Consider the following 22,601-nt stretch of genomic DNA (forward strand, 5'->3'; position numbering starts at 1 on the left):
TCACGGCTGCCAGAATGAGGGGTTCACTGGCCATGCTTCTCATCTCTTTCATTGATGGTTATCAGGGTATTGAGTTGCTGCAACACATCCTCGTGGATCGATTTCCAGTCCTTGAGGTGGCGATACCGAATCGCGTATGAGATATGAAAGTTGGAGCGGAATTCTGCATGCACGCTGCACCCATTTCCGGTGTCAGGCTGCTTGGCGATGCCGCCCGGGGGTTCTGCGCAGACAAACCAGGCAACCGGCGAACCGCAGGTCCCGTTTTCGATCATCGCTCGGCGTTGCACTGACCACACTGACGAGGTTTCAGGATCGGTTACTGTCTTTATGCAGCCTTGCAGTTTTACCCCGTTGGCTTCCAGCGGCACGTAGTAGGAAGCGACAGGCTCATGTTTCCGCTGTTTAAACACATCAAAGCAGTTTTGCTTTATCAGCAACATTCCGCCCACAGGTTCGTTCACTACACATGAATATTTGTCCATCGATATCGATAACCAACGCGAAAAAAGAACTTCGTGGCTTTCAGGGCGGATATCTATCCTGGGAGCTTTGCCGCTATCGCCAGACAACAACCTTCGCTCGTCTTCTACAGGCATATAAATCCTGAAACTCGGCCCAGTAAGGCCGAAATAGCTACCTTCAATCGGGTACCACCTAAATTTTTTTATCTTTGCATTGACTGCCACATCCAGCAATTTCTTGCACTGCGCTTTTTCCGGCGTAGGCGCGCCACCATCCATGCACACCTCAAATTTGGTTTGCTTGTCCATCAAACTGCAGCCTGATAGCAAACCCACAAACATCCCCGCCAACAATAGAGGCCAAACCAATTGGGTCAGACATGATTTGTTCACGGGGCGCATTGGTGGAGGTGGCGGTATGGCCGGCTGACCGGGCTTGAACTAGCGCAGCCAGGCGGCGATGGCCACGATGGCCAGCACGGCGACCGCTGCGCTGAGCCAGACTACCCGGACCCGGTTGGCTTCGACGCGCTGGACCAGCTGGGTATTCTGCTCGGCCAGCGCCTTGATCAGTTCGGACGAGGCGAACATCTGGCTGTGCAGGTCGGACACCGCGGCCTCAAGGGCCAGCGTGCGGGCTTCGAGGGCAGCCAGATTCGGGGTGCCGGGCGCGGCGTCGGGCTGCGGCTTTGTAGCGGCAGGCTGCACGGGATGGCCAGCGACGGCGTCCCACAGTTTCTTTGCACCATCCGCCAGTTTGGGGGCGTTCTTGATGACCTCCGCCCACGGCACGCTCTGCAAAACCATCAACCAGCCGACTGCCATGAATGATCCTTTCGTTCAGGCCCTGTTCACTGTCGCAGAAACGGATACGCCTCGCGTAGCCCGCGCAGCCATTTTTCGCTGCCGGTCAGCTGGGCGATCTGGTCCGGGAACAGCAGGAAGCCCACCAGCACCGCGATCAGGCACACCAGGATCAGGGTGCCGAATACGCTTTCCGGGCGCAGCACACCCCAGTAGCGGCTGACCAGGAACAGCGTGTCCTTCTTGTGTTCCGACATCGACAGCCAGCGCCGCACCACCCGCACCGCGAGAAACGCGCCCCAGCCGCCTACCAGCGAGGCGAACACGATGCGGAACATGGCGAACAGGTCGAGCCCGCCGCCCATGTACTGGTGATACAGCCAGGATACGAAGCCGAGTGACACCGAGGCGAGGATCGCGATGGCGACGTTGATGAACAGGCGCCGCCGTTCGCGCGCGAGATCGCGCTGGCGTTCGATGAAAAAGCCGTCGATTTCGCGTTTGAAGTATTCGACCTTGTCCTGCACCAGCGAGGAAATTTCGGACTTGGCCACCGCCATGCGCTGGTCAAGGAGGGTGCCGAGCTTGTCGCCGGCGTAGTCGACCAGTTCGCGCACGTCGTCCTTGGTGAACTGGCGCTGTTCGTGCAGTTCGTCGGAAATCTTGTCGAGCTTGGCGTCGATTTCCTGACTGGCTCGCCAGATGACATCTTTCAGCTCGCTGCCCGCCTGCGTGACGCCTTCCTTGACCACGCCAGACAGGCGATCGCCGGCGCGGTCGATTGCTTCGCGCGAGACTTCGGCGAGGCTGTCCTTGGCGTGGTCGATGGATTTCTCGAAAAAGGCCATGTCAGTTCGTCTGGAGGCTTATGAGCGGGCGCCGATGCGGCCTTCCTCGCCGTTGGCCAGCTTGATCAGATTGCTCTTGTGACGATAGACCAGCAGCAGCGCGATCACCAGCACCGCGACGGTGGCGGTGCCCCAGCCCAGCAGCAGGCCGGAATACACCGGCGCCAGGATCGCGGTGACGAGCGCCGCCAGCGAGGAAATGCGGAATACCTTGGCCATGAACAGCCAGGTAGCCAGGCACGCCAGGCCGAGCCAGGGGTTGAGGCCGACCAGCACGCCGAGCGCGGTGGCGACGCCCTTGCCACCCTGAAAGCGGAAAAACACCGGGTATAGATGGCCGGCAAACACCGCCAGCGCGCACAGCAGAGCGATGTCTTCCGTCAGGCCGAATTGCGGCGCCAGCATGCGCGCCAGCACCACCGCCACCCAGCCTTTCAGCGCGTCGCCCAGCAGGGTCAGCGCGGCGGCGGTCTTGCGCCCGGTGCGCAGCACGTTGGTGGCGCCGGGATTGCCCGAGCCGAAGCTGCGCGGGTCGGGCAGGCCCATGAGCTTGCTGACGATGACGGCAAACGATAAGGAACCGATGAGGTAGGCGCCGATGACAAATAGCAGCGTGGTCATAACGAAGTCAGTAAAATGGCGGGTTTTGGATGGGCCCCAAGCGGGCGCGGCGCGATGGATATCTTGTTTTTGCGGGACTTTCGTCTCGAACTGATTATCGGCGTATACGAATGGGAACGCAAAGTGCCGCAGCCGGTCCGGCTCGACCTCGAAATCGGCCTGGCCAACAGCAAGGCGGGTGACACCGACAATGTGGCCGACACCATCGACTACGGTGCGGTGGCGATGCGGGTGAAGGACTATCTGCACAACGCGCCTCAGCCGATCACGCTGGTGGAAACGGTAGCCGAGCATGTCGCCGCCATCGTGCTCAACGAGTTCGGTTCGCCGTGGGTGAAGGTGTCGGTGACCAAGTTCGCCATCGTGCCCGGCATCAAGGAACTGGGCATCTGCATCGAGCGCGGCAGCCGCGCGTGAACTTTGAACAGATTGCCGCCGGCCAGATTGCCAGTGCGGTGGCCATCCTGCTGGCGGCGTATTTCATCCGCGGCATCACCGGGTTTGGTTCGGGGCTGGTGTCAGTGCCCTTGCTGGCGCTGTTCCTGCCGCTGCAGTTTGTGGTGCCGCTGATCCTGCTGCTGGATTTCACCGCGTCGATCGTGATCGGCGGCCTGCATTTCAAGCGCGTGAAGTGGGATGAAATCGGCATTTTGGTTCCGTTCGGCGTGATCGGCGTGATCGCCGGCACCACGCTGTTGGTCAAACTGCCGACAGAGCCGATGCTGTATGCGCTGGCCGGCTTCGTGTTCGTGTTTGCGCTGCGCAGCGTGCTGAACCTGCACGGCGATAAGCTGATTTCGCGCGGCTGGGCCGTGCCGGCCGCGCTCACCGGCGGCACCGTGGGCGCGCTGTTCGGCACCGGCGGGCCGCCGTATGTGATTTACCTGAACCACCGCATCCGCGACAAAAGTGATTTGCGGGCGACTTTTTCGGCGCTGTTCTTTACCGAAGGCCTGACCCGCATCGCCAGCTTCCTGATCGTCGGCCTGCTGTTGTCGCGCGAGATCTGGATCGCGTATTTTGCCGCCTTGCCCATCATGCTCGGCGCGCTCTATCTCGGCGGGCGCGTGCATGTCGGCTTGAGCCAGACGCAGATGACGCGACTGGTCGGCGTGTTGTTGCTGGTGTCGAGTGTGTCGCTGTTATTCAAGGCCATGAACGTATGAATACATCCCAACAAAAGCAGTCTGAGTCGCTGCATTTCCAGTCCGTCTCCTTCACCGGCCTCGCGCCCGGTGCGCGCCTCATCGTGCTGGGCGCCGTGCATGGCAACGAAACCTGCGGTACCCAGGCGATCCGCCGCGTGATCGGCGAGATCGAATCGGGGCAGCTCGGCATCATGGCGGGGCAGGTGACTTTTGTGCCGGTCACCAATCCGCTGGCCTACGCATTGCACCGGCGCATGGGCGACCGCAACCTCAACCGCAATCTGGTGCCGACCGACACGCCGACCGAGTTCGAGGACCGCATCGCCAACTGGCTGTGCCCCTTGCTCGCACAGCACGATGCCCTGCTCGACCTGCATTCTTTCCATACTGCAGGCAAGCCTTTCGTCATGCTGGGGCCGCTGGACAACAGCGGCGCGCTGGAGCCGTTTGCGCGATCAGCCGAGGAAACCGCGCTGGCGCTGCGGCTGGGAGTGCATCGCTTCGTCGACGGCTGGCTCGATACCTACGCTGCCGGCGTTGCGCGGCGGGTGGCAGCCGGCGTTTCGGCGCGCGAAGCCGACGCACGCTACGGCGTCGGCACCACCGAATTCATGCGCGCGCACGGCGGCATCGCGCTCACCCTCGAATGCGGCCAGCACGACGACCCCGCCGCGCCCGCCGTCGCCTATCAGGCCATCTGCAACACTTTGGCGCATCTTGGGCTGACGGCCGCAGCCGCGCCGCAGGCGGTGACCGACACCGAAGCGCTGAGCCTGTATCAGGTCATCGACCGAGTTCACGCGGAAGATGCATTCAGCCGCCACTGGTCGAGCTTTGACCGTTTGCACGCAGGCGACCTGATCGGAACGCGCCACGACGGCACGCCGGTGCGGGCGGACACCGATGGCTATGTCGTGTTCCCCAATCCCAATGCGCTACCCGGCCAGGAGTGGTTCTACCTCGCCAAACCCAGCAGGCGGGTGTAACTTTTTTCATCGCACTGTCGTTGGGTGGCGTCAGGAGTATGCGCTATGGGCCAGGAAGTCGACCGCACGCACTTTTCGGAAACGGATTCCCGCCAGTTTGCCAGCAGGCTGGCAGAGGAAACGGCTGCACTGCGGTCGTTTGCCCAAGCAGGCGGATTTACCGATGCGCGCTACGTGGCGGGCTTCGAACTCGAGGCCTGGCTGCTCGATCATGCCGGGCTGCCCCATCCGGTCAACGAGGCGTATCTGCGCGCGCTGAACGATCCGCTGGTGGTGCCCGAGCTGTCGCGCTTCAACGTCGAACTGAATGCGCCGCCGCTGGAAGTGGGCGCGGGTCTGCTGGCCGCGCTGGAGGAATCCCTACTGAGCACCTGGGACCATTGCCAGCAGGTGGCGCACGGCATGGACACGGTGCTGGCGATGATCGGCATATTGCCGACCATTCGCGATCAGGATCTGTGCCTTGCCAACATGTCGGCGATGAAACGCTTCGACGTGCTCAATGCGCAGGTGCTGCAGCAGCGCGGCAGCGCGCCCATCCGCATCGACATCGAGGGCGCGGATCATCTTCAGTTGAGCCGGCCCGACGTGATGCTGGAAGCCGCCACCACCTCGTTCCAGCTGCATCTGCAGGTGCCGTTCGCGCAGGCGGGGCGCTACTACAACGCTTCGCTGATCAGCTGTGCGCCATTGCTGGCGGCGGCGGTCAATTCGCCGTTGTTGTTCGGCCAGCGCCTGTGGCAGGAGACGCGGGTGCCGCTGTTCGAGCAGGCAGTGGAGCTGGGCGGCTATCAGGGGCTGGCCGAGGCCAGCGTGCGGCGGGTGAGTTTCGGGCGCGGCTATGTGGCGAACAGTCCGCTGGAACTGTTCGAAGAGAATCTCGAACACTATCCAGTGTTGCTGCCGATGCCGCAGGCGGAAGCGCCCGCACGCTTTCCCCATCTGCGTCTGCACAACGGCGCCATCTGGCGCTGGGTGCGGCCGCTGATCGGCTTCGATGCCACGGGGCTGGCGCACATGCGGCTGGAGCAGCGCGTGCTGCCGAGCGGCCCGACGGTGCTGGACATGGTAGCCAACGCGGCGCTGTATTTCGGGCTGGTGCACACGCTGGCGCGGAAGCCGCGCGCGGCCGAGGCCGATTTGCCATTTGGCGACGCGCGCGCCAATTTCTACGCGGCGGCCCGTCACGGGCTGCAGGCCGAACTGGTCTGGCTCGATGGGCGGCGTTATTCCACGCGCGAACTGATCCTGGAGACCCTCCTGCCGCAGGCGCGCCAGGGTTTGCGCGATTTCGGCCTGCCGGACGCCGAAGTCGAGCATTATCTGGGCGTGGCCGAAGCCCGGGTGCGCAGCGGCCAGACCGGATCGGCATGGCAGTTGCAGCGGCTCGCAAAAGTGGGTGGCGACGTTCATCGCATGATGGACGATTACCTGGTGAACCAGCGTTCAGGCGCACCGGTACATGAATGGGGCCTGTAATGCTGACGCAATTTGAAACTTTGCCCGCAGGCTTGCTGGAGGCGACGGCCGCCCAGCTGAGCGAGGTGCTGCCCGGCCCGGCGCTGATCCATCTGCCGGGCCGCCACACCCTGCCGCTGTTCGTTTCAGTGCTGCTGCACGGCAACGAAGACACCGGCTGGCAAGCCGCACAAACGGTGCTGAAAAAATATGCGACGGCAGAATTGCCGCGCGCGCTGTCGCTGTTCATCGGCAATGTCGAGGCGGCCCGCGTGGGCTTGCGCAGGCTCGACGGCCAGCCGGATTACAACCGGGTCTGGCCGGGCGGCGAGGCGGCGCACCCGGCCGAGCAGGCGATGATGCAGCAGGTGGTCGACGCCATGCGCGTGCGCGGCGTGTTCGCCAGCCTCGACATCCACAACAACACCGGCCTCAATCCACACTACGCCTGCGTCAACCGGCTGGAGCAGCCCTTCCTGCATCTGGCCACGCTGTTTTCGCGCACGGTGGTGTACTTCATCCGTCCACGCGGTGTGCAGTCCGCGGCCTTTGCCGAGTTGTGCCCGGCGGTGACGGTGGAATGCGGCAAGCCGGGCACGCCCGGCAGCGTCGAGCATGCCGCCGGCTTCATGGAGGCCTGCCTGCATTTGTCGGAATTCCCGCAGCATCCGGTGGCGCCGCATGACGTCGATCTGTTTCATACCGTGGCCACGGTCAAGCTGCCGGATGAGGCGAGTTTCGGCTTCGGCGCACCGGCTGCCGACATCGATTTCGTGCCCGAGCTCGACCACTTCAATTTCCGCGAACTGGCGCACGGCGACCTGTGGGGGCAGGTGAAGGCGGACAGCGCGGCGCGGCTGCAGGTGCTGGACGAAAGCGGCGCGGACATCGGCGACCGCCTGTTCGATTACGAGAAGAATGCGATCAGGCTCAGGCGGCCGCTGATGCCGGCCATGCTGACGCGCGACGAGCGGGTGATCCGGCAGGACTGCCTGTGCTATCTGATGGAGCGGATCGCGTATGCGTAGTCAGCCGCGCGGATGATGCGCGGCGTGCAGTTGCTTCAAACGCTCGCGGGCCACGTGGGTGTAGATCTGCGTGGTGGAAATATCGCTGTGGCCGAGCAGCATCTGCACCACGCGCAGATCGGCGCCGTGATTCAGCAGATGCGTCGCAAACGCATGGCGCAGTGTGTGCGGCGACAGCGGCCGCACGATGCCGGCGCTGCGCGCGCGCCGCTTGATCAGGTACCAGAAGGCCTGCCGCGTCATACCGTCGCCGCGCGCGGTGACGAACACTGCGTCGCTCAGATTCTTTTCCATCAGCGCCGGCCGCGCTTCGGCCAGATAGCGCCGTAGCCACGCCACAGCCTCCTCGCCCAGCGGCACCAGCCGGTCCTTGTTGCCTTTGCCGGTGACGCGCAGCACGCCGTCGCTGAGATTGATCGCGGTCAGCTTCAGCCCCACCAGCTCGGACACGCGCAAGCCGGTGGCGTACAGCGTTTCGAGCATCGCGCGGTCGCGCAGGTCGAGCGGCACGTCGCTCGCTGCACTGGCGAGCAGGCGTTCGACGTCGGCCTCGGTCAGCGACTTGGGCAGCGAGCGCGGCAGCTTGGGGCTGTCGAGATTGAGCGTGGGGTCGGCGGCGATCAGACTCTCGCGCAACAGGTAGCGATAAAAACGCTTGAGGCTGGAGGTGTAGCGCGCGGCGCTGCGTGGCTGCGCGTGGCCGGCAAAACGCCAGGCCAGGTAGGCCTCGATATCACCCGCCACCGCAGCGTCCAGTTCGCGGCCACGGGACTGCCGCAGCCACTTGCCGTAGCCGATCAAGTCGCGTCGATAGGCCGCCAGCGTCAGCTGCGCCAGCCCGTCTTCCAGCCACAGGTGATCGCAGAAGCGATCGATCAGCGGATCAGGCGTCGCCGTGGTCGGGGGCATGTTGTTCGTGCGCCAGCAGCCAGGTTTTCACGTCCAGCGGGGCGCCCGCCGCCGCGTGCATGAAACCGCCCAGCCCGTGGGCCGCCACCACGCGATGGCAGGGCACCAGAATCGGCAACGGGTTCGAACCGCAGGCCTGGCCTACCGCGCGCGCCGCGGTGCCCAGCTGTTTGGCCAGTGCACCGTAGGTCGTCGGCTGGCCCGGCGGAATCGCCCGCAGCGCCTGCCATACCCGCTGCTGGAACGGCGTGCCGGCCAGCGCAAAGCGCAGGTCGAAAACATGCGTGGGATCGCTCCAGTAAGCCGCCAACTCGCACGCAAGCGGTTCGGCGCGCGCATCCAGCTGCTTTGATATCGGCGTATCCAGCGGCAAAAAGTCCAACTGCGTCAGCGCGTCGCCGTCAAAGCGCGCGCCCAGACGACACATCGGGGCTGGGAGGATGACATCGTAAGTTTGCATGGATGAACAAAAAGGCTGTTCCGGAGTAAGGGCGGCAGATTCAAGCGGTGCGAGGTGATATCCTGCCGGAATTTTTTGGCTGTGTCCCGCTTCTGCCCCACCGGGCAAAACGGCCCGATGCATTTCGCATCAGGCCGTTTGTTTTTGGTGGGTCTGCACGGACTTGAACCGTGGACCAAGGGATTATGAGTCCCCTGCTCTAACCAGCTGAGCTACAGACCCGTGATCGTCTAAGCGTGGCCGTTGAACGCAACGGCCCGGCCCATTCAGACTTCGCCGCTGCCGGTAAAGCTTTTCAGCTTTTCGGAACGGGTCGGGTGGCGCAGCTTGCGCAGGGCCTTGGCTTCGATCTGGCGAATCCGCTCGCGGGTGACGTCGAACTGTTTGCCGACTTCTTCCAGCGTGTGGTCGGTGTTCATTTCGATGCCGAAGCGCATGCGCAGCACCTTGGCTTCGCGCGAAGTCAGGCTGTCCAGCACTTCGCGGGTGGCGTCGCGCAGGTTGGCGTAGACCGCGGAATCGTCGGGCGACAAGGTGCTCGAATCCTCGATGAAGTCGCCGAGGTGGGAATCCTCGTCGTCGCCGATCGGCGTTTCCATCGAGATCGGCTCCTTGGCGATTTTCATGATCTTGCGGATCTTGTCTTCCGGCATTTCCATCTTGATCGCCAGCGTCGCGGGATCGGGTTCGATGCCGGTTTCCTGCAGGATCTGGCGGCTGATGCGGTTCATCTTGTTGATGGTTTCGATCATGTGCACCGGGATGCGGATGGTGCGCGCCTGGTCGGCGATCGAACGCGTAATCGCCTGGCGGATCCACCAGGTGGCGTAGGTCGAAAACTTGTAGCCGCGACGGTATTCGAACTTGTCGACCGCCTTCATCAGGCCGATGTTGCCTTCCTGGATCAGGTCGAGGAATTGCAGGCCGCGGTTGGTGTACTTCTTGGCGATGGAGATCACCAGACGCAGGTTGGCCTCGATCATCTCGCGCTTGGCGCGCCGCGCCTTGGCTTCGCCGGTGGACATCTGCTTGTTGATGTCCTTGAGGTTCTTGATCGGCAGGCCGATACGGTCCTGCATGGCGATCAGCGCTTCCTGGTGCGCTTTCACTTCGTACTGCACGCGGGCCAGCGTCGAGCAGTAGCCTTTCTTGGCGGCGATTTCCTTGTCCACCCAGGCCAGCGCGGTTTCGTTGCCGGGGAAGGTCTTGATGAAGTGCGCGCGCGGCATGCCGGAGCGGTTGACGCAGAAGTCCATGATCTTGCGTTCGTGCGAACGGACTTCTTCCACCGCGTTGCGGATCTGTTCGCACAGACCGTCGACCTGGCGCACCGAGAAGCGGAACACCATCAGCAGTTCGGTGACTTCGGACTGCGCCTTCATATGCTGCGGCGTGCCGAGGCCGTATTTGGTCTGGGCGAGCTGGGCTTTCTTGTAGGCCTTGCGGATGAAATCAAACTGCGCGAGTGCTTCGGCCTTGAGCTGCGCCAGATTGGCAGCGGCCATCGCAGCGCTGGCGGCCTCGGCGGCTTCTTCGTCCTCTTCTTCGGCTTCCTCTTCGTCGTCTTCGTCCGCAACGGCCGCCGCCGGGGCGGGGGAAGCAGAGGCGACTTCGACGAAGCCGTCAATCAGTTCGTCGATACGCAATTCATCCTTTTCGACTTGCGCGGCCATGTCCAGAATCTGCTGGATGGTGAGCGGGCACGAGGAAATGGCCATCACCATGTGGCGCAGGCCTTCTTCGATGCGCTTGGCGATCTCGATTTCGCCTTCGCGGGTGAGCAGGTCGACCGTGCCCATTTCGCGCATGTACATGCGCACCGGGTCGGTGGTGCGGCCGAAATCGGAATCGACGGTGGTCAGCGCCTGTTCGGCTTCGGCGACCACGTCTTCGTCGGCAACGGCGGGCGTCGTGTCCTGCATCAACAGGGTTTCGGCGTCAGGCGCGGTGTCGTAGACCTGGATGCCCATGTCGTTGATCATGCTGATCACGCCTTCGATCTGGTCGGCGTCCAGCACTTCGTCGGGCAAGTGGTCGTTGATTTCGGCGTAGGTCAGGAAGCCCCGTTCCTTGCCGAGTATGATCAGGTTTTTAAGCTGGGTGCGACGCGCTTCGGCTTCCACCGGCGTCAGCTCTTTGAGAGGGATCAGCGCTTCGGCTTTCTTGGCACTACCACCTGGTTTTCTTCCACGTACAGCCACAGATTCTTCTCCGCTCAAGTTCCAGCTCGCGCAGTGCGCGCGGGTGGATAAAGTCGTTCAAAAACCGGAAATTATACCGCAAATCAAGGCCTTGTCGCGAGGTATTTGGCAAGCTAGGAGCGTGCCAGGTCCATCAACTCCTGGCGTTCACTCGCGTTGAGGCTGTTTAGCGGCCGCGCCGCCAGCTCTTGCTGACGTCTGCGCCGCCAGTCGTCGCGGAGCTGCCGGGCGGCGCCGTCGAATTCGGCGTGCCAGTCCCAGCTATCGTCTTTGTCGAGCAAATCGGTCATGAGTTCATTCACCAGGCTTTCCAGCGTGCTGCCGCGTGCTGCCTCGGCCAGCGAGGGCAGGCTGGATTGCCCGATATCGCGCAGCCAGGTCATGAGTTCGGTCAGGCGCTCGAACAGTGGATCGTTCGCGTCCAGCCAGTCCATTTCGATTTCGCCAACGCGCTGCGGGTTCAGCAGCAGCATGCGCGCCAGATTGCGCAGGCGCGAGGGCGCCGGACGCCGTTGCGGGCGCGATGGCGCGGGACGGGTCAGGCTGGGTTTCACGCCCATGTGGGTGAGTTCGTTGGCGGGTACGTGCGCCAGATCCGCGATTTGCCGTTGGATCAGGTTGCCCAGCAGCGGCGCGGAGATTTTTTCCAGCAGCGGCTTGGCCTGCTTGAGCAGGGAGGCCCGCCCTTCCTGGCTGTCGAGCTTGAGGCCGCTGGACAGTTCGCGCACCAGAAAGGCCGACAGCGGCAGCGTGTCGGTATCCAGCAGGTGCAGGAAGGCAGCCTGACCGTGGGCGCGGATGGTGCTGTCGGGGTCCTCGCCCTCGGGCAGGAACAGGAAGCTGATTTCCTTGCCATCCTGCAAGGCCTCCAGCGAGTTTTCCAGCGCGCGCCAAGCGGCTTTGCGGCCGGCATTGTCGCCGTCGAAGGCGTAAATCAGGCAGTCGGTATGGCGCAGCAGGGTGCGCACGTGGATCGGCGTGGTGGCGGTGCCCAGCGCGGCCACGGCGAATTCCACGCCGTGTTGCGCCAATGCGACCACGTCCATATAGCCTTCGACCACGATGGCGCGGCCGGCGGCCTTGATCGCCGCGCGTGCTTCGAACAGGCCGTACAGTTCCGAGCCTTTGTGAAACAGCGGGGTTTCCGGCGAATTGAGGTATTTCGGCTCGCCCTTGTCGAGCACGCGTCCGCCAAAGCCGATGATCTGGCCCTTGATGTTGCGGATGGGGAACATGATGCGGTCGCGGAAGCGGTCGTAGCGCCGCCCGCGCTCGCCGTCGACGACCAGGCCTGAGGCGGCCAGCGCATCGGCCGTGTAGTCACTAAAAACCTGTTTGAGTGGCGACCAGTCGTCCGGCGCGTAGCCGATGCCGTAGCGTGCCGCGATGGCGCCGGTAAGACCGCGCTGCTTCAGGTACTCGATGGCGCGCGGGGTCTGTTTCAGTTGCTGCTTGTAGAACTGAGCTGCCTGTTCCAGCGCGTCCCACAGCGCGGGCGGCGGTCTGGGACGTTCGGGTTCCTGCGCCGACTCCGGTATTGCCAAGCCGACATCCTGCGCCAGCGCGGCGACGGCGTCGGGAAAGCTCATGTGCTCGTATTCCATCAGGAAACCGAGCGCGGTGCCGTGCGCGCCGCAACCAAAACAATGGTAGAACTGCTTGGTCGGGCTGACGGTGAAGGAGGGGGTCTTTTCGCTGTGGAAGGGGCAGCAGGCCTGGTAGTTCTGGCCGGCTTTTTTCAGCGACACGCGGCGGTCGATGACATCAACGATATCAACGCGGGCAAGCAGTGTATCGATGAAGTCGCGCGGGATCATGGTTGCCGCAGGTCAGGGGTGTGGCATGAAAAACCCGGACGGGCGCCGAGGGAGACTCAGCCCGCCAGGCGGGCTTTGATCAGCGCAGAGACCTGCCCCATGTCGGCGCGGCCGGCGAGGCGGGATTTCAGCAGCCCCATGACCTTACCCATGTCCTTTGCGCTGGCGGCGCCGGATTCGGCAATCGCCGCGGCAACGGCCGCTTCGACTTCGGTCGTGGAAAGCTGTTCGGGCAGATAGGCCTGCAGCACCACCAGTTCAGCCTGCTCGGCGGCGACCAGATCGTCGCGTCCGGCCGTCTGGAACTGGCTGATCGAGTCCTTGCGCTGCTTGATGAGTTTTTCGACGATGCTGCCGATGATGGGATCACCCAGCGCTGCGTCGTCCAGTTCGATCCGTTCGTCGACCTCGCGTTGCTTGATCGCAGCGAGCAGCAGACGAATCGTGCCGAGGCGCGCCGTATCCTTGGCGCGCATAGCCGTTTTCATGTCGTCAGTGATGCGGAGCTTGAGCGACATGCCAAGTGGCCGTGCGTGTGAAGATTCTGCCGAACGGCAGAATCAATACATCTTGGGGGGCAGTTGCTGGCTGCGCAGGCGCTTGCTCTGGCGCTTGACGGCTGCAGCGAGCTTGCGCTTGCGCTCGGCGGTGGGCTTCTCGTAGAACTCGCGAGCGCGCAGTTCGGTCAGCAGACCCACTTTTTCGATGGAGCGCTTGAAGCGGCGCAGTGCGACATCGAAGGGCTCGTTTTCTTTGATTTTGACGAAGGGCATTGAAAAGATCTTCCGGGAAACGGGAAAAATGAGAAGCATAGCAAGCTTATTCGATTTTTTCCAGCCCCCCGTTGTGAAACCTGCCTGCGCGGGTTGGAAAAGACCAAGGGCTGCGGTAGCCTCGGCGCTTTGCAACGCTGTTTGCGCTCAAGGGGAGAGAAGGATGAAGTTGACCAACAAAATCAAAAAGATGCTGGTTCTGTCTGCGGTGGCGCTCGGCATGTCGCATGCCCAGGCTGGCTGGTTCGATTCCGCGCCCGAGGCGCCGGCGCGCGTGGGTTATACCTGTTGCAACCTGCACCATGAAGGCGACTGGATCAGCGATTCCAATTTCGGTGCCTTGCCTTTTGTGCCGGCGGGTACCCCCGTCAAGCTGAAAAGTTATGGCAGCAACCGGGTGTATGTGGACATGGACGGCAAGGATATGCGCTTCGGGCTGGATTATGGGCGCGCGCAGGAAACCCTGCAGCAGTTTGCGGAGAAGCTGATCCTGACGGATGACCCGAAAACGAAAATTGCCGCTTATCCGGCTTATGTGCGCGAGGCAATCAAGCTCGGCCAGGTTGCGGTGGGCATGACCAAGGAACAGACCATCATCGCCGTCGGTTATCCGCAGCGGGACGAGACGCCGTCGCTGGATGCCCCGGTGTGGAACTACTGGGCGTCGAGTTTCGAGCCGTATCGGGTGGTTTGGGGCAAAGACGGCCGCATCAAGGAAATTGCGACCGATCCGGCCACGCAGGCGCGCATGGTGTATCGCAAGCCGTAAGCAGGCAGCGCTCGGTCGGCTGGCATACCGAATATAATGGGCGGTGCGATCCGGCAGGTTCGGGTCGCTCCGCCCATTTTTGCCGTGAAATTGATATGCCCGAATCACTTCCAACCGAACCCAATCAGGCGCTGCAAAGCGAGATCGCCGGCCTGATCGTGACCGCACTCAATCTTGACCTCGGTCCGCAGGATATTCAGCCCGACGCACCCTTGTATGGCGAGGGGCTCGGGCTCGATTCCATCGATATTCTGGAAGTGGCGCTGGTGGTGTCCAAGCAGTACGGGTTTTCGCTGCGCGCGGATAGCGCCGATAACGTCCGCATTTTCAGTTCGCTCGCCGGCTTGACCCAGCACATCGCGGCCAACCGGACGAAATGAGTCTGTGACCATGCGCATGAGCTGGGCGCGCGTCGCGCGCGGATTGGCCATCGCTGCCGGAGCCGTTGCGTATCCGGTCCTGGCGCATTTCAGTACCGCCACGTCGGCCGCGACCACCCTGCCGTCGCTCGGGGTGGCCGTGTCGCTGGCGCCCTCGCTGGCGATTTTGCTGTGGCTGACCTGGCGCTCGCCCAGGCGGCTGCTCATGTTGCTGCTGTGCGTGACGGTGGCCGGATTGCTGGGGCTGTTCTGGGGCGCGCTGCAGCGCAATTTCAGCTGGGTATATTTCCTGCAGCATGCCGGCACCAACCTCATGCTGGCCGCGGTATTTGGCGCGACGCTGCTGCGCGGGCGGCAGCCGCTGGTGACCCGGCTGGCCGAAACCGTGCATCGCACCCGTCTGGCGCCCGAGGTGCTGCGCTATACGCGCCAGGTCACGCTGGCGTGGACGCTGTTTTTTCTGGCGACCGCGCTGGTTTCCAGTGCGCTGTTCTGCTGCGCCAGCAAGGAGGCGTGGTCGGTTTTCGCCAACTTCCTGTCGTTTCCGTTGATTCTGCTGATGTTCGCGCTGGAATATGCGGTGCGTTTGCGCAAACTGCCTGATCTGGAGAAGCACAGCATCATGGATGGCGTGCGTGCATTCTGGAACAAGCCCGCCACGCTGCCGGACACATCCTCGAATTCGCACTGAAGCGGCACCCCGACCATGCCGACCCTGCCGCTGCTTGCCCACTCCAGTCTCGATGCCACCGTGGCGTGGCGCGGTGCGGTGCCGGTCAGCGTCCGTCAATTCCTGCATGAAGTTGACGCGCTCGCGGCGCAATTGCCGGCCGGGCGGCATGTGCTCAACCTGTGCGGTAACCGCTATCGCTTCACGGTCGCACTGGCGGCTTGCATCGTCAGCGGCCGGGTGAGCGTGTTGCCGCCCAATCACACGGCGGAAATGGTGCGGCAGATGCAGCGCCGTGCGCCGGATGTGTTCTGCATTGCCGATCAGGATGCACGCGACATCGATCTGCCGGTGTTTCGCTACCCCAACGACCTGCCGCCTGCCCCCAGCGCCGCGCGCATTCCGCAGATCGATTGCGACCAGCTCATCGCGCAGGTTTTCACCTCCGGTTCAACGGGCGAGCCGATGCCGCATGACAAGCGCTGGGGCAGCCTGGTGCGCAATGTGCAGGCCGAGGGTGCGCGGCTGGGCATCACGCCGGCGCATGCGCTGCTGGGCACGGTGCCGCCGCAGCACATGTACGGGCTGGAAACCACGGTGCTGCTGCCGCTGCAGTGCGGTGCGGCCTTGCATGACGGCAGCCCGTTTTACCCGGACGACATCGGCATGGCGCTGGCGCAATTGCCCCGGCCGCGCGTGCTGGTGACGTCGCCCTATCACCTGCGCGCGCTGCTGGCGGTGTCAACCGAACTGCCAGCAGCCGACCTGCTGCTTTCCGCCACCGCGCCGCTGTCGACCCAACTGGCGAGCGAGGCCGAAAGCCGCTTCGGCTGCCCGCTGCTGGAAATCTACGGCTGCACCGAAACCGGCCAATTGGCGACGCGCCGCACCACTGCGGGCGTGGCCTGGCAGGCTTTTCCGGGGGTGCGGCTGTGGAACGCCGGCGAGACAGTGTGGGCCGAAGGCGGACATATCGACACGCCGACCCGGCTGAGCGACGTGATCGAGCCTCTGGACGCAAGTCCGGGCCATTTTCTGCTGCATGGCCGCCATGCCGATCTGGTCAACATCGCCGGCAAGCGTACTTCGCTGGCTTATCTGAACTATCAGCTGAATGCGATTCCGGGGGTGGACGACGGCGTGTTCATGCTGCCGCCGGACGATGCCGGTGCGCTGGAGAATGTGCGCCGGCTGGCTGCGCTGGTGGTGGCGCCGACCTTGACGCCGGCCACGCTGATGCACGCGTTGCGCGAACGCATCGATCCGATTTTTCTGCCGCGTCCGCTGCTGTTTGTCGACGCGCTGCCGCGCAACGCCACCGGCAAGCTGCCCACTCAGCTGGCGCAGGGCTTGCTGGCCAGCCTGCAGGCGAAAGCTGCCCTCGGGCTACGGGTATGACGGTGCAGCGTCTGGCGTTGACGATCGCCGCCGATCATCCGGCGTATGCCGGGCATTTTCCCGGCCAGCCGATTCTGCCCGGCGTGGTGCTGCTGGACGAGGCACTGCTTGCGCTGGCGGCGTTGCAGGGAAGGGCGGCCGCGCCGGCTCAAATCAAATCGGCGAAATTTCTCAGCCCGGTTCAACCCGGCGAAAGCCTGTACCTCGACTATGCGTCGACATCGGCTGGCGTATTCCGCTTCGAACTGAAGGCGGTAGAGCGTGTGGTCGCCAGCGGCATCGTGGCATTTGCTGCAGCAGACGGGGCGAGCGCATGAGTCCCTCCGGGGTCGAGCATCGGGCCGAATGGCTCAAGCGCCCGGAACGCAGCAACATGCTGATGTTGCGCGTGATGAGCTGGATTTCGCTGACCCTGGGGCGTTCGCTGTCGCGCGGCGTGCTGGTGGGGATCAGCCTGTATTTCCTGCTGTTTTCGCCTCGCGCCCGAGCGGCTTCGCGCGGCTACCTGCAACGCGCGCTTGGGCGGGCGCCGCGTCTGTCCGAACAGTTTCGCCATTTCCACAGCTTCGCCACCTGCATCCACGACCGGGTGTATCTGCTCAATGGCCGCTATGACTTGTTTGAGATTGAGGTTCACGGGCGGGAGGTGTTCGATGCAGCCTACGCCAGCGGACAGGGCCTGTTTCTGATGGGGGCGCACATGGGCAGTTTTGAGCTGGTGCGCGCGGTTGGGCGGCAACAGCCCGGTTTGCGGGTGGCGATGGTGATGTACGAGGAAAACGCCCGTCAGATCAACGCCGCGCTCGCCGCCATCTGCCCGGCGGCGGTGCAGGACATCATTCCGCTGGGGCAGCTCGATTCCATGTTGCAGGTGCAGGCGCGTCTGGATGAAGGCGTGGTGCTCGGCGTGCTGGCGGATCGCGCGCTGGATACGGGCCCCACGCAGACGCTGCCGTTTCTGGGTCAGCCTGCGGCATTCCCGCTCAGCTCGATGCGGCTGGCGGCGATGCTCAAGCGGCCGGTGGTGTTCATGACCGGGCTGTATCTGGGCGGCAATCGCTACGCCATCCATTTTGAAAAACTGGCCGATTTCAGTCAGGTCGAGCGTGCCGGGCGCGATGCCGCCATCCGGCAGGCCGTGAGCGACTATGCGGCCTGTCTGGAGCGGCATTGCCGCGCCGCGCCGTACAACTGGTTCAATTTTTTCGATTTCTGGCGTACGCCGGGCGACGCCGGGAGCAAAGCGCCATGAGCCTGTTTGGACTGCGTTGTCTGGGCGCGCTGCTGCTTGCCATCGGTCTGGCTGCGCCGGCCGCGGCTGCGCCGCTTGGTCTCGGCCAGCTGATGGAGGCCCTCGCCGCATCACCGCACGGCACGGCGACGTTCACCGAGAAAAAATACATTTCCTTTCTGGAGCAGCCGGTCGAATCGTCGGGCACGCTGCGCTTTGTCGCGCCGGCACGGCTGGAAAAAAACACCCTCAAGCCGACCGCCGAATCGCTGGTGCTCGATGGCGCGGTGCTGACGCTCGAACGCGGCAAGCGCAAGCAGGTGCTGCAGCTCAAGGACTATCCCGAGATCGCCGGCATGATCGAAAGCATCCGCGCCACCCTGGCGGGTGACCGCCGAGCGCTGGAAAAGGTATACCGCTTGAGCCTGCAAGGCACGACTGCGCGCTGGACGCTGGTGCTGGAGCCGCTCGACCCCAGGGTGGCGCGCATGGTGACGCGCATCCGCATGGACGGCGCGCAGGCCGAGGTGCGGACGGTGGAAATCCAGCAGGCCGGCGGCGACTATTCCATCATGACCATCGAGGCGATGCCATGACGCGCCGCAGCCTGTCGTCCGGCAGCGGTATTGCCGTTGCCGTGTGGCTGCTGTTTCTGCTGGCCTGCGTCTGGCTGGTGAGTCGCGCCAGCTTCACTGCCGACCTGTCGGCTTTTCTGCCGCGCAGCCCCACGCAGGAACAGCAGTTGCTGGTCGATCAACTGAAATCCGGGGTCGCCTCGCGCCTGATCCTGATCGGCATCGAAGGCGGCGACCCGGCGGCCCGCCTGCGCACCTCGCGCGAACTGGCCGCGCGCCTGCGCACCGACGCGCAGTTCCTGCACATCGCCAATGGCGAAATGCAGGGCATGGAGCGCGACCGCCAGATCCTGCTGGACAAGCGCTATCTGCTGAGCCCGGCGGTGAATCCCGAGCGCTTTTCCGTGGAGGGCTTGCGTGCTGGAATCAACGACAGCCTCGACCTGCTGGCGAGTTCTGCCGGTCTGTTCAGCAAGGCCCTGCTGCCGCGCGACCCGACCGGCGAATTCATGCAGCTGTTGGAGGCCATGGGCAACAGCGCGCAGCCGCAGTCGGACGACGGCGTGTGGGTGGCGCGCGACGGCCAGCGTGCGCTGCTGCTGGCGCGCACCCGTGCCGAAGGTGCGGACATCGACGGCCAGGCGACGGCCGTGGCCGCGATCCGCAGCGCGTTCCAGGCGGTGGAGGCGCCCGGCACGCGGCTGGCGTTGACCGGTCCCGGACCGTTTTCGGTCAATGCGCGCGCCACCATCAAGGACGACGTGACCCGCCTGTCCGGCATCGGCATGGCGATCATCGTCGGCCTGTTGCTGCTGGTGTATCGCTCGCCCACCGCCCTGATGCTCGGGCTGTTGCCGGTGCTGTCGGGCGCGCTGGCCGGGGTGGCGGCGGTCAGTCTCGGCTTTGGCGTGGTGCACGGCATCACCCTCGGCTTCGGCACCGCGCTGATCGGCGAGGCCGTGGATTATTCGATCTACCTGTTCATGCAGTCGGAGCAGGCGGACGCCGCTGCGGGCGATCCCCGGCGTCACTGGATCGCCACCTATTGGCCGACGATCCGCATCGGCGTGCTGACCTCGGTGTTCGGCTTTGCCTCGCTGCTGTTCTCGGGTTTTCCCGGCCTCGCGCAGCTGGGCCTGTATGCCATATCGGGTTTGCTCACGGCCGCGCTGGTCACCCGCTTCGTACTGCCGCATCTGTTGCCGGCGAAGCTGCGCGTGCGCGACGTCAGCGAACCGGGCCGCCGCCTGCAAGCCTGGGTGGCGCGGGCAGGGGGCTTGCGCGGCGGGGTGTGGCTGTTGTTCGCCGCGGCCTGCGCGCTGCTGGCGGTCAAGCACGACAGCCTGTGGAACCGTGAACTGGCGGCCCTGAGTCCGGTGCCGCTCGCCGATCAGCAGCTCGACATGAACATGCGTGCCGACCTCGGCGCGCCGGATGTGCGCTATCTGGTGGTGGTGACGGCGCCCAGCGAAGAGGCCGCGCTGGTCGCCAGCGAGCGCGCGGCAGAGGCGCTGGAGAAGTTGCAGGCGGCAGGCGGGATCGACGGCTTCGAGAGCCCGGCGCGCTATTTGCCAAGCCAGGCCAGCCAGCGCCAGCGACTGGCCAGCCTGCCGGCCGACGCCGAATTGCGCCAGCGTTTTGCCGCCGCCACCGCCGGCCTGCCGCTGCGTGCGGATCGCTTCGAACCATTTTTTGCCGAGGTGGCGCACGCGCGCAGCCAGCCGCCGTTGACCCGGCAGGATCTGGCGGGCAGCAGCCTCGCCGAAGGCGTGGATGCCCTGATGATGGAATCAGGCGGGCGCTGGACCGCGCTGCTGCCCTTGCGCGCAAGCGCGGCGAACCAGCACCTGATCGACGCGGCGCAGGTGCGCGCGGCGCTGACCGCAGGCAAGCCGCCTGCAGCCGGATCGAAGCTGGTTTTCGTCGACATCAAGGGCGAGACCGACCGCCTGTATGCGGGATATCTGCAGGAAGCCATCCTGCTGTCGCTGGCGGGGCTGGGAGCGATTTTGCTGTTGCTGTTGCTGGCCACGCGTTCCCTGCGCCGGGTGTTCCGCATCGTCGCGCCGCTGGCGGTTGCGGTCGCCGTCGTCATCGCCGGCCTGGTGCTGGCCGGACAGCAACTCACCATCCTGCACCTGGTGGGCATGCTGCTGGTGGTGGCGGTGGGCTCCAATTACGCGCTATTTTTCGATCAGGGCAGCTTCGATCAAGGCAGCTTCGATCAGGGCAGCTTCGATCAGGGCCACTTCGACCAGGGCAGCGTCAACGGCGGCATCGCCCCGCGCACGCTGGCCTCGCTGCTGCTGGCCACCACCACCACGGTGGCGGGCTTCGGCATCCTGGCTTTTTCCAGCGTGCCGGTGCTGAGCGCCATCGGCGCCACGGTCGGGCCGGGCGCCATCCTGGCGCTGGTTTTTTCCGCCATCTTGGCGCGCGCCACATGAGCGCCCAAGCGCACGGCGCGCCGCGCCCATCCCAACCCGGCGCGCCGCGCCCATCCCAACCCGGCGCAGCGCGCCGCTGGCGTCCCACCCCGTTGCTGTGGGCGACGTTTGCGCTGCATGCCGCCGCGCTCGTCTGGATATTTCTGCAGCCCGCGCACTGGCGCTGGGTGCTGGCGACCTTGATCGCCAATCACATCGTGCTCACGGCCGTCGGTCTGTGGCCGCGCAGCCGCAGTCTGGGCCCCAACTGGGTGCGTCTTCCGGCAGCGGCTGCGCCGGGTCATATCGCGATCACCATCGACGACGGTCCCGACCCGCTGGTGACGCCGCAGGTGCTCGACCTGCTCGACCAGTTCGACGCGCGGGCGACTTTTTTCTGCATCGGCCACGCAGCGCAGCGTCATCCCGAGCTGTGCCGTGAAATCGGCCGTCGCGGCCACGCGGTGGAAAATCACAGCCAGCATCACTACTTTCATTTTGCCGCGCTCAGCCCGCGCCGCATGGCGCGCGAGATCGAAGCGGGCGCGCAATCCCTGGCTGAACTCACCGGCCAGCGGCCGCTGTTCTTCCGCCCAACGGCCGGGCTGCGCAGCCCGTTCCTCGAACCGATCCTGGCGCGCAACGGCCTGCATCTGGCCTGCTGGACCCGGCGCGGGTTCGATACCCGGTGCGGCGATGCCGACGTAGTGACCCGGCGTCTGATCCGCGGTCTCGCCGCCGGCGACATCCTGCTGCTGCACGATGGCCATGCCGCGCGCACCGCGGATGGCCAGCCGGTGATTCTTGCGGTGCTGCCGCGCGTGCTTGAAGCCGCCGCCACTGCGGGCTTGACCCCGATTACCCTGCGTTCCGCTCTTGAAATGTCCGCACCATGACCCTCTCTCCCGAAACCCTGCGTCAACGCCTGCTCGACCGCGCCAGCGCGCCTTATCGCGCGGCGGGAAAATTCGCCTACCACTTCGCGCGCGGCAAGCTCGGCGGCGACCCGATGTTTCTCGCCCTGCTGCAACGCGGTCTGATCCCGGACCGCAGCCGCATTCTCGATCTCGGCTGCGGCCAAGGCCTGCTCGCGGCCTGGCTGCTTGCCGCCCGCCAGTTGTACGACGCGGGCGAATGGCCGGCAGGCTGGCCGGCGCCCGCACAGGTGGCCGACATCCGCGGCATCGACATGCTGGCGAGCGACATCCGGCGCGCCCGCGAGGCGCTGGGCGCGCCCGCCCGTTTCGAACTGGGCGATATGCGCGATGTGGATTTCGAACAGGCCGACGTGGTGGTCATCATGGACGTGCTGCATTACGTCGACCGCCCGGCGCAGGAAGACGTGCTGCGCCGCGTGCGCGACGCCCTGCCGCCCGGCGGACTGTTGCTGACGCGCGTCGGCGATGCTCGTGCCGGCTGGGGATTCCAGCTCAGCAACTGGGTCGATCGCACGGTCGCTTTCTTTCGCGGCAACCGCCTGCCGCCGCTGCATTGCCGCCCGCTGACCGACTGGATCCAGTCGCTGGAAGCCCTGGGATTCAGCGTCGAAACCGCACCGATGAACGGCGATTTGCCGTTTGCGAACGTGATGCTGGTCGCCCGCCTGGGTTGATGTCGTACGCGACCGGATTTGAA

The 22,601-nt window shown here is 64.5% G+C and carries 25 protein-coding genes and 1 tRNA gene; 15 read left to right on the forward strand and 11 right to left on the reverse strand.

Annotated elements, in window-relative coordinates:
- Nucleotides 1–23 precede the first annotated feature (23 nt).
- The 4 genes from IV098_RS02625 to plsY all read right to left on the reverse strand — a co-directional run bounded on the left by IV098_RS02625 (nucleotide 24) and on the right by plsY (nucleotide 2,737).
- Nucleotides 24–773, reverse strand: coding sequence for a hypothetical protein (locus tag IV098_RS02625; protein WP_296886161.1), 750 nt, complete (start codon nucleotides 771–773; stop codon nucleotides 24–26).
- A 132-nt stretch (nucleotides 774–905) separates the two neighbouring features.
- A complete protein-coding gene (locus tag IV098_RS02630; RefSeq protein ID WP_296886163.1) occupies nucleotides 906–1,289 on the reverse strand; it encodes a hypothetical protein in 384 nt (127 codons plus the stop codon).
- 26 nt (nucleotides 1,290–1,315) lie between these two features.
- Nucleotides 1,316–2,116 carry a hypothetical protein gene (locus IV098_RS02635; protein WP_296886165.1) on the reverse strand — a complete coding sequence of 267 codons (801 nt, stop codon included), beginning with the start codon at nucleotides 2,114–2,116 and terminating at the stop codon, nucleotides 1,316–1,318.
- 18 nt (nucleotides 2,117–2,134) lie between these two features.
- Nucleotides 2,135–2,737 carry a glycerol-3-phosphate 1-O-acyltransferase PlsY gene (gene plsY / locus IV098_RS02640; RefSeq protein ID WP_296886167.1) on the reverse strand — a complete coding sequence of 201 codons (603 nt, stop codon included), beginning with the start codon at nucleotides 2,735–2,737 and terminating at the stop codon, nucleotides 2,135–2,137.
- Nucleotides 2,738–2,791: 54 nt separating this feature from the next.
- Here plsY and IV098_RS02645 point away from each other — a divergent pair, with 54 nt between their 5' ends.
- The 5 genes from IV098_RS02645 to IV098_RS02665 are packed head-to-tail and all read left to right on the forward strand — an operon-like array spanning nucleotide 2,792 to nucleotide 7,357.
- A complete protein-coding gene (locus IV098_RS02645; RefSeq protein WP_296886169.1) occupies nucleotides 2,792–3,154 on the forward strand; it encodes a dihydroneopterin aldolase in 363 nt (120 codons plus the stop codon).
- A complete protein-coding gene (locus tag IV098_RS02650; RefSeq protein WP_296886171.1) occupies nucleotides 3,151–3,903 on the forward strand; it encodes a sulfite exporter TauE/SafE family protein in 753 nt (250 codons plus the stop codon). The genes IV098_RS02645 and IV098_RS02650 overlap by 4 nt, the downstream gene beginning before the upstream one ends.
- On the forward strand, nucleotides 3,900–4,871 hold the full coding sequence (locus IV098_RS02655) for a succinylglutamate desuccinylase/aspartoacylase family protein (protein ID WP_296886173.1): 972 nt from the start codon (nucleotides 3,900–3,902) through the stop codon (nucleotides 4,869–4,871). Before IV098_RS02650 ends, IV098_RS02655 begins: the two co-directional genes overlap by 4 nt.
- A 45-nt stretch (nucleotides 4,872–4,916) precedes the next feature.
- The gene (locus tag IV098_RS02660) at nucleotides 4,917–6,350 is read left to right on the forward strand and encodes a glutamate--cysteine ligase (RefSeq protein WP_296886175.1); all 1,434 of its coding nucleotides are present in this window, start codon (nucleotides 4,917–4,919) and stop codon (nucleotides 6,348–6,350) included.
- Nucleotides 6,350–7,357, forward strand: coding sequence for a M14 family metallopeptidase (locus tag IV098_RS02665; RefSeq protein ID WP_296886177.1), 1,008 nt, complete (start codon nucleotides 6,350–6,352; stop codon nucleotides 7,355–7,357). Before IV098_RS02660 ends, IV098_RS02665 begins: the two co-directional genes overlap by 1 nt.
- On the opposite strand, the gene xerD is transcribed toward IV098_RS02665, so the two are convergent.
- The 7 genes from xerD to rpsU form a co-directional block, all read right to left on the reverse strand.
- Complete coding sequence (gene xerD, locus IV098_RS02670; protein WP_296886179.1) at nucleotides 7,358–8,266, reverse strand: site-specific tyrosine recombinase XerD; 909 nt, start codon at nucleotides 8,264–8,266, stop codon at nucleotides 7,358–7,360. It lies immediately after the preceding gene.
- Entirely contained in the window at nucleotides 8,241–8,726 is a 486-nt protein-coding gene (locus tag IV098_RS02675; protein WP_296886181.1) for a methylated-DNA--[protein]-cysteine S-methyltransferase, read from the reverse strand. The genes xerD and IV098_RS02675 overlap by 26 nt, the downstream gene beginning before the upstream one ends.
- 145 nt (nucleotides 8,727–8,871) lie before the next feature.
- Nucleotides 8,872–8,948 (reverse strand) — tRNA-Ile (locus tag IV098_RS02680).
- 44 nt (nucleotides 8,949–8,992) lie between these two features.
- Complete coding sequence (rpoD, locus tag IV098_RS02685; protein WP_296886325.1) at nucleotides 8,993–10,849, reverse strand: RNA polymerase sigma factor RpoD; 1,857 nt, start codon at nucleotides 10,847–10,849, stop codon at nucleotides 8,993–8,995.
- 191 nt (nucleotides 10,850–11,040) lie between these two features.
- Entirely contained in the window at nucleotides 11,041–12,744 is a 1,704-nt protein-coding gene (dnaG, locus tag IV098_RS02690; RefSeq protein WP_296886183.1) for a DNA primase, read from the reverse strand.
- Between the two features lie 56 nt (nucleotides 12,745–12,800).
- Nucleotides 12,801–13,262, reverse strand: coding sequence for a GatB/YqeY domain-containing protein (locus IV098_RS02695; RefSeq protein WP_296886185.1), 462 nt, complete (start codon nucleotides 13,260–13,262; stop codon nucleotides 12,801–12,803).
- Nucleotides 13,263–13,304: 42 nt separating this feature from the next.
- On the reverse strand, nucleotides 13,305–13,517 hold the full coding sequence (gene rpsU / locus IV098_RS02700; RefSeq protein ID WP_296886187.1) for a 30S ribosomal protein S21: 213 nt from the start codon (nucleotides 13,515–13,517) through the stop codon (nucleotides 13,305–13,307).
- A 163-nt stretch (nucleotides 13,518–13,680) separates the two neighbouring features.
- Here rpsU and IV098_RS02705 point away from each other — a divergent pair, with 163 nt between their 5' ends.
- From IV098_RS02705 to IV098_RS02750, 10 genes are all read left to right on the forward strand, one after another.
- Nucleotides 13,681–14,286, forward strand: coding sequence for a hypothetical protein (locus IV098_RS02705; protein WP_296886189.1), 606 nt, complete (start codon nucleotides 13,681–13,683; stop codon nucleotides 14,284–14,286).
- Nucleotides 14,287–14,381: 95 nt separating this feature from the next.
- A complete protein-coding gene (locus tag IV098_RS02710) occupies nucleotides 14,382–14,666 on the forward strand; it encodes a phosphopantetheine-binding protein (protein ID WP_296886191.1) in 285 nt (94 codons plus the stop codon).
- 10 nt (nucleotides 14,667–14,676) lie between these two features.
- Nucleotides 14,677–15,357, forward strand: a complete 681-nt coding sequence (locus IV098_RS02715; RefSeq protein ID WP_296886192.1) for a hypothetical protein — start codon at nucleotides 14,677–14,679, stop codon at nucleotides 15,355–15,357.
- A 15-nt stretch (nucleotides 15,358–15,372) separates the two neighbouring features.
- Entirely contained in the window at nucleotides 15,373–16,734 is a 1,362-nt protein-coding gene (locus tag IV098_RS02720; protein WP_296886194.1) for an AMP-binding protein, read from the forward strand.
- Nucleotides 16,731–17,051, forward strand: coding sequence for a hypothetical protein (locus IV098_RS02725; RefSeq protein WP_296886196.1), 321 nt, complete (start codon nucleotides 16,731–16,733; stop codon nucleotides 17,049–17,051). The genes IV098_RS02720 and IV098_RS02725 overlap by 4 nt, the downstream gene beginning before the upstream one ends.
- Nucleotides 17,048–17,986: an acyl-CoA synthetase gene (locus IV098_RS02730; RefSeq protein ID WP_296886198.1), complete on the forward strand. Its 939-nt coding sequence runs from the start codon at nucleotides 17,048–17,050 to the stop codon at nucleotides 17,984–17,986. Before IV098_RS02725 ends, IV098_RS02730 begins: the two co-directional genes overlap by 4 nt.
- On the forward strand, nucleotides 17,983–18,561 hold the full coding sequence (locus IV098_RS02735; protein ID WP_296886200.1) for a LolA-related protein: 579 nt from the start codon (nucleotides 17,983–17,985) through the stop codon (nucleotides 18,559–18,561). Before IV098_RS02730 ends, IV098_RS02735 begins: the two co-directional genes overlap by 4 nt.
- Complete coding sequence (locus IV098_RS02740; RefSeq protein ID WP_296886202.1) at nucleotides 18,558–20,987, forward strand: MMPL family transporter; 2,430 nt, start codon at nucleotides 18,558–18,560, stop codon at nucleotides 20,985–20,987. Before IV098_RS02735 ends, IV098_RS02740 begins: the two co-directional genes overlap by 4 nt.
- Nucleotides 20,984–21,862 carry a polysaccharide deacetylase family protein gene (locus IV098_RS02745; RefSeq protein WP_296886204.1) on the forward strand — a complete coding sequence of 293 codons (879 nt, stop codon included), beginning with the start codon at nucleotides 20,984–20,986 and terminating at the stop codon, nucleotides 21,860–21,862. Before IV098_RS02740 ends, IV098_RS02745 begins: the two co-directional genes overlap by 4 nt.
- Nucleotides 21,859–22,578, forward strand: coding sequence for a methyltransferase domain-containing protein (locus IV098_RS02750; RefSeq protein WP_296886206.1), 720 nt, complete (start codon nucleotides 21,859–21,861; stop codon nucleotides 22,576–22,578). The genes IV098_RS02745 and IV098_RS02750 overlap by 4 nt, the downstream gene beginning before the upstream one ends.
- Nucleotides 22,579–22,601: the final 23 nt, after the last annotated feature.

Origin of the sequence: Thiobacillus sp., from assembly GCF_018780105.1 — a bacterium.
Taxonomy (GTDB): Bacteria; Pseudomonadota; Gammaproteobacteria; order Burkholderiales; family Thiobacillaceae; genus Thiobacillus.

Excerpts from the sequence above, each read along its gene's own strand:
- plsY (WP_296886167.1), bottom strand. The coding sequence starts at position 2,737 with ATGACCACGCTGCTATTTGTCATCGGCGCCTACCTCATCGGTTCCTTA.
- IV098_RS02625 (WP_296886161.1), bottom strand. The coding sequence starts at position 773 with ATGGACAAGCAAACCAAATTTGAGGTGTGCATGGATGGTGGCGCGCCT.
- IV098_RS02630 (WP_296886163.1), bottom strand. The coding sequence starts at position 1,289 with ATGGCAGTCGGCTGGTTGATGGTTTTGCAGAGCGTGCCGTGGGCGGAG.
- IV098_RS02635 (WP_296886165.1), bottom strand. The coding sequence starts at position 2,116 with ATGGCCTTTTTCGAGAAATCCATCGACCACGCCAAGGACAGCCTCGCC.
- IV098_RS02645 (WP_296886169.1), top strand. The coding sequence starts at position 2,792 with ATGGATATCTTGTTTTTGCGGGACTTTCGTCTCGAACTGATTATCGGC.
- xerD (WP_296886179.1), bottom strand. The coding sequence starts at position 8,266 with ATGCCCCCGACCACGGCGACGCCTGATCCGCTGATCGATCGCTTCTGC.
- IV098_RS02660 (WP_296886175.1), top strand. The coding sequence starts at position 4,917 with ATGGGCCAGGAAGTCGACCGCACGCACTTTTCGGAAACGGATTCCCGC.
- IV098_RS02695 (WP_296886185.1), bottom strand. The coding sequence starts at position 13,262 with ATGTCGCTCAAGCTCCGCATCACTGACGACATGAAAACGGCTATGCGC.
- dnaG (WP_296886183.1), bottom strand. The coding sequence starts at position 12,744 with ATGATCCCGCGCGACTTCATCGATACACTGCTTGCCCGCGTTGATATC.
- IV098_RS02705 (WP_296886189.1), top strand. The coding sequence starts at position 13,681 with ATGAAGTTGACCAACAAAATCAAAAAGATGCTGGTTCTGTCTGCGGTG.
- IV098_RS02665 (WP_296886177.1), top strand. The coding sequence starts at position 6,350 with ATGCTGACGCAATTTGAAACTTTGCCCGCAGGCTTGCTGGAGGCGACG.
- IV098_RS02710 (WP_296886191.1), top strand. The coding sequence starts at position 14,382 with ATGCCCGAATCACTTCCAACCGAACCCAATCAGGCGCTGCAAAGCGAG.
- IV098_RS02745 (WP_296886204.1), top strand. The coding sequence starts at position 20,984 with ATGAGCGCCCAAGCGCACGGCGCGCCGCGCCCATCCCAACCCGGCGCG.
- IV098_RS02715 (WP_296886192.1), top strand. The coding sequence starts at position 14,677 with ATGCGCATGAGCTGGGCGCGCGTCGCGCGCGGATTGGCCATCGCTGCC.
- IV098_RS02750 (WP_296886206.1), top strand. The coding sequence starts at position 21,859 with ATGACCCTCTCTCCCGAAACCCTGCGTCAACGCCTGCTCGACCGCGCC.
- IV098_RS02655 (WP_296886173.1), top strand. The coding sequence starts at position 3,900 with ATGAATACATCCCAACAAAAGCAGTCTGAGTCGCTGCATTTCCAGTCC.
- IV098_RS02675 (WP_296886181.1), bottom strand. The coding sequence starts at position 8,726 with ATGCAAACTTACGATGTCATCCTCCCAGCCCCGATGTGTCGTCTGGGC.
- IV098_RS02730 (WP_296886198.1), top strand. The coding sequence starts at position 17,048 with ATGAGTCCCTCCGGGGTCGAGCATCGGGCCGAATGGCTCAAGCGCCCG.
- IV098_RS02725 (WP_296886196.1), top strand. The coding sequence starts at position 16,731 with ATGACGGTGCAGCGTCTGGCGTTGACGATCGCCGCCGATCATCCGGCG.
- IV098_RS02740 (WP_296886202.1), top strand. The coding sequence starts at position 18,558 with ATGACGCGCCGCAGCCTGTCGTCCGGCAGCGGTATTGCCGTTGCCGTG.
- rpsU (WP_296886187.1), bottom strand. The coding sequence starts at position 13,517 with ATGCCCTTCGTCAAAATCAAAGAAAACGAGCCCTTCGATGTCGCACTG.
- IV098_RS02720 (WP_296886194.1), top strand. The coding sequence starts at position 15,373 with ATGCCGACCCTGCCGCTGCTTGCCCACTCCAGTCTCGATGCCACCGTG.
- IV098_RS02735 (WP_296886200.1), top strand. The coding sequence starts at position 17,983 with ATGAGCCTGTTTGGACTGCGTTGTCTGGGCGCGCTGCTGCTTGCCATC.